Source organism: Flavobacterium sp. CG_9.1 (genome assembly GCF_015751645.1).
In the GTDB taxonomy this organism is placed as follows: Bacteria; Bacteroidota; Bacteroidia; order Flavobacteriales; family Flavobacteriaceae; genus Flavobacterium; species Flavobacterium xanthum.
The window spans coordinates 1-6,956 of sequence record NZ_JADOVC010000056.1; the positions used below are offsets into that span (position 1 = coordinate 1).

General features: G+C 25.7%; 7 protein-coding genes. All 7 read left to right on the forward strand.

Translation table 11 applies throughout. The features are described 5' to 3' along the window. Positions 1 to 153 precede the first annotated feature (153 nt). The 7 genes from IWX83_RS16740 to IWX83_RS16770 all read left to right on the forward strand — a co-directional run bounded on the left by IWX83_RS16740 (position 154) and on the right by IWX83_RS16770 (position 6,872). Positions 154 to 570 carry a hypothetical protein gene (locus IWX83_RS16740; RefSeq protein ID WP_196831307.1) on the forward strand — a complete coding sequence of 139 codons (417 nt, stop codon included), beginning with the start codon at positions 154 to 156 and terminating at the stop codon, positions 568 to 570. Next, entirely contained in the window at positions 571 to 2,763 is a 2,193-nt protein-coding gene (locus tag IWX83_RS16745) for a peptidase domain-containing ABC transporter (protein ID WP_196831308.1), read from the forward strand. 332 nt (positions 2,764 to 3,095) lie between these two features. Then, entirely contained in the window at positions 3,096 to 3,365 is a 270-nt protein-coding gene (locus IWX83_RS16750) for a hypothetical protein (protein ID WP_196831309.1), read from the forward strand. 419 nt (positions 3,366 to 3,784) lie between these two features. Further along, positions 3,785 to 4,057, forward strand: coding sequence for an EamA family transporter (locus IWX83_RS17525; RefSeq protein ID WP_370568452.1), 273 nt, complete (start codon positions 3,785 to 3,787; stop codon positions 4,055 to 4,057). 93 nt (positions 4,058 to 4,150) lie between these two features. After that, positions 4,151 to 4,810: a response regulator gene (locus IWX83_RS16760; protein ID WP_196831311.1), complete on the forward strand. Its 660-nt coding sequence runs from the start codon at positions 4,151 to 4,153 to the stop codon at positions 4,808 to 4,810. Between the two features lie 245 nt (positions 4,811 to 5,055). Then, the gene (locus IWX83_RS16765) at positions 5,056 to 5,982 is read left to right on the forward strand and encodes an aminoglycoside 6-adenylyltransferase (protein WP_196831312.1); all 927 of its coding nucleotides are present in this window, start codon (positions 5,056 to 5,058) and stop codon (positions 5,980 to 5,982) included. Then, positions 5,979 to 6,872, forward strand: coding sequence for a DegT/DnrJ/EryC1/StrS family aminotransferase (locus tag IWX83_RS16770; protein WP_196831313.1), 894 nt, complete (start codon positions 5,979 to 5,981; stop codon positions 6,870 to 6,872). Before IWX83_RS16765 ends, IWX83_RS16770 begins: the two co-directional genes overlap by 4 nt. Positions 6,873 to 6,956 lie beyond the last annotated feature (84 nt).

Below are 6,956 nucleotides of genomic sequence, written 5' to 3' on the forward strand. Positions count from 1 at the left end.
TCTTCTTGTTCTTGACATAATTCTGCTAATTTAAGGTTTTTAATCCTATCTTAATTTAAAGCAAAAAATTGTACGTTTTTTGGGGAGCAGCATATAAAAGAGACAATTTTACTCAATCGGTTTTTAATTTATGGTGAGCATGAAAATGAAATTGTGGAAAATAATCTAAAATCGGTACCCATTGAACATAGATTCCAAATGATTACTCACGTCATAAATAGTATTGATTTTGCATTTAACAAAGCATTCAATGGTTCAAATAATTTTTATGAAGTGATAGTAAAAGAGATTTTAGTGCAAAAAGAATTACATACTCAAATTAAAGATATTGAAGTTGCTTATAAGATAATTGAGTTTAAAAATACTGATACGTCTGTCTTTTTAGAATATATTGATACGAACTTTGAATCTATAAAAAAAACTCCTAAAGCGTTACAAAAATACATTTTTACTGAATTTCTAAAAATTTGTGATGAGCAAAATTTTGAAATTTCAAAGCATCTAAATAATAATTATTTTTCTGAAACATTACGTTATTTAAATATTAATCTTAAACAAGAATTGGTATAGATGATTTTTAGTAGATTTCCACATTATTCCCAGGTAGAACATAGTGATTGTGGTGCAGTATGTTTAAAAATAATATTGAAGTATTACGGAAAAAAATGTGATTTAACATTTTTGAGAGAACTTACCCAAGTAACTCGTTCAGGAATTACATTAGAAGATATAAATAATGCTTCAAAACAATTACTATTCTCTACAAATCCCATAAGAGCAAATATTGAGGGACTTAAAGGAAATGTTCATTTACCTTGTATTCTACATTGGGAACAAGAACATTTTGTTGTTTTATATAAAATAAAAAAAAATAAATTCTACATATCTGACCCAAGTTTTGGTAAACTTAAATTAAAGGAAGATGAATTTAATAAACTTTGGACGAACCTAAATAATGAAGGAGGTATAGCAATAGAATTAAAACCTAAAAAAGGTTTTAATTCTATTAAGTTACCTAAAGAAAAAAACAATTATTTGGATTTACTAATATTTATTAAATCAATATTAGTAAACCAAACTAATAAAATTTTTTGGCTTTTTTTACTTATTGGTTTAAGTACAATAATATCATATATTTTTCCCCAGACAATTAAAAATTTATTTGACAAGGGATATAGCACAAAAGACATAAATATTCTTTGGACAATATTTGGTTTTCAATTGCTACTTTTTTTTGGTCAAGCTATTGTTAATTTAATACAAAATTTTATAGGCATACATTTTAGCACACAAGTTAGTATTAAGATGCTGACTAATTTGCTGCAAAAAACCATAAAATTACCCATCTATTTTTTTGAAAATAGATTATATTCTGATATTCTTCAAAAAATTGAAGAACAATCAAAAATAGAGCAATTACTTACTAAACAATTAATATCAACAATATTCTCATTGTTTCTGTTTGTAGCATTAGCAATTAGATTACTTGTTTATAATGTTTATTTAGCTTTAGGTTTTATATTTTTAACCCTATTTTCTGTTTTTTGGATGTTTATTTTTTATAATAAAAGAAAGGCAATAGATTACTATTCTTTTAAATTAATATCAGAAAATAAAAACCATTTAATAGAAATGATTACTGGTATGGTATCTATAAAAATTAGTAATGCTCAATATTTCAAAATTGATAAATGGAAGTCATTACAAAATAAAATATACTCATTAAAAGTTAGAAGCTTAATTTTAGATAATTATCAAAATTATGCAACGTCATTTTTTAAGCAATTATTTACACTATCCATTACTTTCTTATGTTCCTACTGGGTAATAAGTAATAAAATGTCTATTGGCGAAATGTTAAGTATTGGATATATCATTGGTTTAATTTCTCAACCCATTGAAAACATTATTTTATTTGTACGCTCTTTTCAGGATTCAAAATTGGTGTACAACAGAACGCAGGAAATATATAAAAATGAAGACGAGAATATAAATTTATCAGACGGGGATAATAAAATAGTATTAAATGATATTTCAATTAATAGTTTAAATTTTAAATACTATGGAGGTAATCAACCTTATGTTTTAAAAAACATCAATACTACAATTCCTAACGGAAAAGTAACTGCTATTGTTGGAGAAAGTGGAAGTGGAAAAACTACTCTTCTAAAGTTACTTCTTAGCTTCTATCCAATTACTGAAGGTGAAATTTTAATTGGAGATATTGAGTTGTTAAAACTGAATCATGATTGGTGGAGAAAACAATGTGGTGTCGTAATGCAAGATGGCTATATTTTTAGTGGTACAATTGGTGATAATATTTCAATGGAAGGAGATAATTGGGATGAAGAAAAGTTGATTGAAGCCTGTAGAATTGCTTGTATTTATGACTTTATCACTAGTTTACCTCTTGGGTTTAAAACAAAAATAGGAAATGCCGGAAGTGATTTAAGTGGAGGTCAAAAACAAAGAATATTTATTGCTAGAGCAGTTTATAGCAATCCTCATTTTTTATTCTTTGACGAAGCTACTAGCAATTTAGACGCTAGAAATGAAACAGTTATAATGCAAAATTTAAAAGAAGTATTTAAAGGTAAAACAGTAATTATAATTGCCCATCGTTTATCTACAGTTAAAAATGCTGACAACATTATAGTCCTTAAAGAGGGGCAAATTGTAGAAACGGGAAATCACCATGAACTGGTATATAATAAAGGTAGATATTATAATTTGGTAAAGAATCAATTGGAGTTGGGAAATTAACACATTTTTATTAAGAAAAAAAATTATTTCATTTATTCAAGTTCCCGACTACTTTATGTAATCGGGATTTTTTATATGCTATCAAAAAAACATCAAAGTCAAGTCTTTCACAATTTTTCCAAATATTTTATATATGAGTTTTCTTTATTGTTACAAATAGTGATTTAGCCTTTATGAGATGAATTTCTTAACATACTTTGCTTTAAAACTACCTCTTTTGTTAAAAGCGAAAAGTGATATCATTTTAAACAAAATCAAATTATTACATTTGATTTAATATCATTTACTTCAGATTAGTACAGTGATAAAATGTGATGTATAAATAATAAAATATGACCTTACAAAAAAATACTGAGGAAAAAGCATACAGCTACTTTGAACTTGAATTAACTAGTGAAATACACATCTTTGAAGGGAAGTTTACTCCCAGCAAATGTAACGCTGAAGATTTGTCTATTTGTGGAAAAACCTCCAGAAAAGGAGATAATATGAAGCAAATTATAATTTGCTTAAATGAAGATGGAGCAAGAAAAAAAGCTTCTTCAATTGGACGAAATGTATGTGGTACATGCGTCAGTTATTTGTATGAATCGTACGAATAGCTATTTAATGGTTATATAAAAAATTGACCCTTTAATATTAGTCTTTTGAAAAGTAGCTGCGTCTATATTGATAATTTTATTGATGAAAAACTATTGTCTCTATTAATCCAACTTTAAAAAAAAAGTAGGAATCACTTCCGGAGGTTGAACAGAAACAGAAATGGACTATTAAAATATGTAATTCTGAGCTTTTGGTATAATAAATTGAGAAAAGCTCCTTTATATCAACCTATAATATCATAGAAATGTAGAAAAAAAAGGTTGCCGGAAAAGATTTAAAGATGATCCCAGAATAGATACAACTGAAAAGTTAACTGAAACGTGTTAACAAAACGCATATTAAAACATAACAAATTCAATTTACAATATTATTAATTAATGCTAAAATAAAAAAACTATTACCTACCCTTTCAATTATTATTGCTTTTGTTTTAGAGGGATTGTCCATTATTCTTACTAAAAAAATAACACAGTATATGAAGTTTCCTCATATCGCATTATATCGATTCTTGATAACTTCAATTTTATTCATACCTTTTATAATCAAGAAAAAGAAACAGATTCCTAATAAATCAAATTTAAAAGCATTTATTTTAGCTACCTTTTTTACTGTTCCATGCCAAATATCCTATCTCCTATTCTATATAAAATCTCAAATGGACGATTCTCGGCAGGTTGTTTTAGGTTATTAAGCAGTTTGACTTTATAGGAAACCTTTGAGAAACATTACTGTTGAAAAAACTAAAAATAACGTTAAAAAAAAACACTCTTTATAAAATTAATATATGCCTCTTAAAATTCTATTAGTCGACGACCATATTATGATTACCGATTTCTACAAAATGGCTTTAGCTGATTTAAAAACAAATACAGAAATTACCACAACTAACTCATTAGAAAATGCTTATGATTTTGTTTTTAATCAAAATGAAATACAACCAATTGATATTATAATTTTAGATCTAAGTATGTCCCCATATTCAGAAAAAAACATAAATAACGGCGAAGATTTAGCAAACCTAATCCGCACAAAATATCCTGAAGTTAAAATTATTATCATAACCTCTATATTTACATCAAGACAATTAGAAAGGATTATTAAAACTTTTTCTCCCGAAGGCTTAATAGAAAAAATAGACATTACTAATTCTGATTATCTCATAAATACGCTCAATGAAATTATAAAGGGTGAATTTTATAGAAGTGAAATGGTAAAAAAAAGTATAAAAACGGATTTAATAAACGATTCTAATTTCGACATTTTAAACAAACAAATTATCACTCTACTCTCTCAAGGTGTAAAAACAAAAAACCTTCCAAATCATTTATCTATGACTTTGAGTGCTATAAATAAAAGGAAATCAAAAATAAAACAATTATTGCAAATAGAAAAAGGTGATGATGAAGATATTATTTATGAATCAAAAAAAAATGGTATTATATAAATGATATTCAGTATTTTAATAGAAAAACTCCTTTGTTTTTAAGGAGTTTTTTTTTATTTTAAAAACTGTAAAAAGGCACAAAAAGTACAGCAATAGTTTTTGCACTAATTTATAGTTTTGCATTTTTAAAATATTCAGTAGCTACGAATGGAGGATATTCTATATAAAAATGTAAAAAATCAGGAATCCTTTCAGCAAGATAAAGTTAAAAAGCATGATAAATAATAAACGAAATAGATAGATAAGTGAAAGAAGAAATAATAGAAAAACTAAAGATAATAAGCAAAAACAATAAGGACATATATTCAACTATCATATTTGGTTCAATTAAAGCAAAAGATATATTTTCTGATATAGATGTTTTTTTCTTTACTAAAAACCCCAAAAAATACTTGTCGGAAAATCAAAGTTGGCTTTTAGAAATTGGTGTACCAATTTCTAAATTAGACATTATTAATCCAATCGAAAATGTAATGATTTCTAGAGTAATGTTAGACAATTATATGACTTTAGATATAATTCCAGTTGATTATTCGGAATTTAAAAAGGCAACTTTATATTTTGCCCTTAATAAGCATAATCTAACTGGGATTATTCCTAAAAAAATAAAAACAAGTATAGATACAGGTTTGCGAACTTTTTACCATTATATAAGGAATGAACACTCTATTATTTACGACAAAGGAAATGTAACTTCAATCGTTGATAAAATTTCAAATCATTTTAGTGAAAAGCAACATTGTGAATTTTTATATCAAGTTGATAAAGAAAAATTTAATCAAAATTATAATGAATTTTGGCAGTTAGCATTTAAAACTATAGGTATGGTTGTAAGAAACGAATTGTACTATGGAATTACAATTTACGACAACATATTAAAAAAAAGACTAATAGAATTAATAGAATGGTACACTTTTTCTTTTGAAAACAAAATCAATCTTCATTACAAAGGCAAAAGCGTACAAAATTGGGCAAATGAAAATATTAATAATGAATTAAGAAAAATTTTTGCTTTTGAAAACCAGCAAAATTCATACAAATCAGTTGTAAATTCAATTAAGTTATATCAAGAGCTAAGCCACAAGATTATAGAAAAATATAATTTTTCAAAAAACGAAATACTAGAAAATAAAATAGAAGCCATAATTAATGAATTTAAAAATAAAATATGAAAAAATTAGATAATTGTTACGTCAATATTACAGATAATGACATTGAATATATAAATGTAAGCATAAAAGACAAAATGATTTCAGGAAAAGGCCCTTACACTCCTTTATTTGAAGAAAAATTGGCTCATTATTTTGGCACTAATTATTCTTTGACTTGTTCAAATGCTACATTAGGAATTTTGATGGTTTTAATGCTTTTAGAAATTAAAGAAGGCGATGAAATAATATTACCCGCAACTGCTCCAATAATGTCCGTTTTACCAATAATATCGTTAAAAGCAAAACCCGTATTTGTAGATAATGAAGAAAACTCATTTAACTTTTGCATAAAAGACCTTAGCAAAAAAATTACAAAAAAAACTAAATTATTGATGAACGTACCTATGTGGGGCTATTCAAATAATATAGATGAAATTGTGAAAATTTGCAAACTTAAAGGCGTTAAAGTATTGGAAGACAATTCACATTGTCATGGTAGTAAACTAAATAATAGTTATTTGGGTGGTTTTGGTGATTATTCTGTTTTCAGTACGCATGAAAGAAAGTTAATTACAACTGGTGAGGGTGGTTTTTTATTAATTAAAAACGAAGTAGATTATTTAAAATTGAAAGAAATTCGGTCTTTCGGCGAAGCATATTCTATTGAAAGTAATGACCAGCAATATGGTAGTTATGGATTATTTTTAGGACTTAACTTTAAATTAAGTTCTATAAATTCCGCAATTGGTATTACACAGTTAGATAAATTGGAATGGAAAATAAAAAAAAGAACTGAAAATGCTAATTATTTAAAAACTAATATTTTAAAAATTTCTTCTAAAATTTCTGAAATAAAAATACTCGATAATTCTATTAACAATTACTATTCATTAGCATTACTAGTGTTTTGACCCCTATAAAACAAGAGTATTATTCTAAATTTCGATTTTTAATTACGCTGTTAATTTTTTCATCATTATTAAGTGTTTATCAGA

What these genes read in the sequence shown, in the direction of transcription:
- IWX83_RS16760 (WP_196831311.1), top strand. Translation starts at nt 4,151, where the DNA reads ATGCCTCTTAAAATTCTATTAGTCGACGACCATATTATGATTACCGAT.
- IWX83_RS16745 (WP_196831308.1), top strand. Translation starts at nt 571, where the DNA reads ATGATTTTTAGTAGATTTCCACATTATTCCCAGGTAGAACATAGTGAT.
- IWX83_RS16750 (WP_196831309.1), top strand. Translation starts at nt 3,096, where the DNA reads ATGACCTTACAAAAAAATACTGAGGAAAAAGCATACAGCTACTTTGAA.
- IWX83_RS16770 (WP_196831313.1), top strand. Translation starts at nt 5,979, where the DNA reads ATGAAAAAATTAGATAATTGTTACGTCAATATTACAGATAATGACATT.